General features: G+C 66.4%; 3 protein-coding genes and 1 pseudogene. 2 read left to right on the forward strand and 2 right to left on the reverse strand.

Features of this window, described 5'->3' with window-relative positions; all coding sequences use genetic code 11:
- Positions 1–168: 168 nt before the first annotated feature.
- Positions 169–1,119 (forward strand): LysR substrate-binding domain-containing protein, encoded by a 951-nt coding sequence (locus AC27KI_RS22445; RefSeq protein WP_487089646.1) that lies wholly within the window; start codon positions 169–171, stop codon positions 1,117–1,119.
- Positions 1,120–1,197: 78 nt separating this feature from the next.
- Here the strand turns inward: AC27KI_RS22445 and AC27KI_RS22450 are convergent, their stop codons facing one another.
- Together AC27KI_RS22450 and rpsU are read right to left on the reverse strand one after the other, a co-directional pair.
- A complete protein-coding gene (locus AC27KI_RS22450) occupies positions 1,198–1,662 on the reverse strand; it encodes a GatB/YqeY domain-containing protein (RefSeq protein WP_487089645.1) in 465 nt (154 codons plus the stop codon).
- Between the two features lie 120 nt (positions 1,663–1,782).
- Positions 1,783–1,995 carry a 30S ribosomal protein S21 gene (gene rpsU / locus AC27KI_RS22455; protein ID WP_007833691.1) on the reverse strand — a complete coding sequence of 71 codons (213 nt, stop codon included), beginning with the start codon at positions 1,993–1,995 and terminating at the stop codon, positions 1,783–1,785.
- A 300-nt stretch (positions 1,996–2,295) separates the two neighbouring features.
- Here rpsU and AC27KI_RS22460 point away from each other — a divergent pair.
- A pseudogene (locus tag AC27KI_RS22460) lies at positions 2,296–2,649 on the forward strand (sensor domain-containing diguanylate cyclase); the annotation flags it as partial.

Here is a 2,649-nt window from a genome sequence, read left to right on the forward strand (position 1 = left end):
GACTTCCTTGCCGATGCCGTCACCGGGGATCACGGCGATCTGGTACTTGGTTTTTTGCATGGGGGTCCTTGTGGAAAAAAGCAGAGCGGCAGGTGCCGGATGGGGGCATTGTTCGGCAGTGCCTCGCAAAATACAATCCGCCGCCTGTGGTCTCATTCTTCACACTTCGTGCACAAAATTCCTTCCAACGACGACCTGCGCGTGTTCACCGTGGTGGTGCGCAAATCGAGCTTCGGCGAGGCTGCGACCGAGCTGGGCACATCGCCCGCCTATGTGAGCAAGCGCATCCGACTGCTGGAGGAGGATTTAGCGGTCAAGCTGCTGCACCGCACCACGCGCCGCGTGGTGGTGACGGAGGAGGGCGAGCGCGTCTTCCACTGGGCGCAGCGCATCCTGGACGATGTGGACCAGTTGCTGCAGGAGGTGGCGGTCACGCGGCGCGAGCCCCGCGGCCTGCTGCGGGTGAGCTGCAGTTTCGGCTTCGGGCGGCGCGTGGTGGCGCCGGCGTTGTCGCGGCTGGTGGAGCGCCATCCGGCCCTGCAGGTGCGGCTGGAGGTGTTCGACCGGCTGGTGGACGTGGCGGGCGAGGGGTTCGACCTGGACGTGCGCGTGGGCGACGAGATCGCGCCGCACCTCATCGCGCGGCGGCTGGCCGACAACCACCGGGTGCTGTGCGCGGCGCCCGCCTACCTGGCGCGCCATGGCACGCCGCGCACGCTGGCGGAGCTGTCCAGCCACGACTGCCTCGTCATCAAGGAGCGCGACCACCCGTTCGGCGTGTGGCGCCTGCGCAGCGGCGGCGTGGAAGAGTCGGTGAAGGTGCGCGGCCCGCTGTCGGCCAACCACGGGGAAATGGTGGTGCAGTGGGCCGTGGACGGCCGAGGCATCACGCTGCGCTCGCTGTGGGACGTGGGACCGCAGTTGCGCGCGGGGCACCTGGTGCCGGTCCTGCCCGAGTGGCGGCAGGAAGCGAATGTGTGGGCCGTCTATCCCACGCGGCTCCATCTGTCGGCCAAGGTGCGCGTGTGCGTGGAGTTTTTGCAGGAGCACTTCCGCGCGCAATGGGCGGCCGGCGGCGACGGCGCACGCATTGGCGCGGTGGGCGGTACGGGGGAATGAGGAAGGAATATGGCGGGGTGCAGCGCGCTGGCACCCCGCTTTGCAAGGACGCGCATGGCACGCGTCCCGAGGGCCCGATCAGCCGGCCAGAGCGGCCTTCACGGCGGCGGAGACCTGGCCCATGTCGGCCTTGCCGGCCAGCCGCGTCTTCACCACGCCCATGACCTTGCCCATGTCGCCGGGGCCCGCGGCACCCAGTTCAGCCACGATGGCTTTCACGGCGGCCAGGGTTTCGTCGGCCGACATGCGCTCGGGCAGGTAGGCCTGCAGCACGGCCATTTCGGATTTTTCCTTGTCGGCCAGGTCCTGGCGGCCCGCGCCTTCGAAGGCGGTGATGGAGTCCTTGCGCTGCTTGATGAGCTTGTCCACGATGGCGACCACGGCGGCGTCGTCGAGCACTACAGGCTCTGCGCCTGGCACGCGCTCATCCACTTCCTTTTGCTTCATCGCGGCCTGCAGCAGGCGGATGGTGCCCAGGCGCTCACTGTCCTTGGCGCGCATGGCGGTCTTCATGTCTTCAGTGATCTGTTCTTTGAGGCTCATGTCTTTCTCCGGTCAACAAGGGGTGGACGGATGGGGCGGGCTTTGCGTCCCAAACGAAAAAACCCGCGCTTGGCGTCCCTAGCGCGGGTTTTGCGGCGGTGAGGCCGGCTCTGTCAGAGCTTAGTACAGCTTCTTGGGCAGCTGCATGCTGCGAACGCGCTTGTAGTGGCGCTTGACGGCGGCGGCCTTCTTGCGCTTGCGCTCGGCGGTGGGCTTCTCGTAGAACTCACGGGCGCGCAGGTCGGTCAGCAGGCCGAGCTTTTCGATGGTGCGCTTGAAGCGGCGCAGGGCGACGTCAAAGGGTTCGTTTTCTTTTACGCGGATGGTGGTCATTAGCTAATGGTTTCCAAAATGTGCCCACAGAGGGTATCCAGGAGATCGGGCCTGAATGCCGTGTGCAGCGGGTTCCCCGTCTGTAACTAGTATTGGCCGACGGGGTATTGCCAGCAAAGCCGAAGATTATAGCCCTGTAATCTGCTCTGTCCATGGCTGCGTTCCGATCGCGTGGCCATCGGGCGTGTGGCTTGGAATTTGCATGGGGCTCCGGTGGCGCTGATTCGATTCATCCCCCCGTTCGTTCCCGCAACCGCCCCGCGCCTTTCTTTCCCCGCGCGGGGCCCCAAGCACGACACCATGGCAATCATGCACCGCGTATCGGGCTGGCTGGGCCGGCTCAGTGTGGGCCGCAAGCTCATGCTCATCTACCTGCTGGACCTGACGGCCGTGATCTACGTCTCGGGCATCCTGATCCACGAGAAATTCCTGGCCATCGATTTCGCGCGCAAGGAGATCGTGGGCACCGCCTACGCCTCGGTGGTGCGCGATGGGCTGATGGGGGCGTTCATGGAGGGCGACGGCATTGCGGGCATCCTGCTGATCGACCGGCTGGCCGCGGTGCGCAGCGCGCACGACGGCGCGCTCAAGACCGGCGAGCCGGCTGCGCGCTTCGAGGCGCTGTTGCGCCAGTCGGCCGCCGGCGACCCCGCG

This window comes from Acidovorax sp. KPB24-03 (assembly GCF_057546605.1).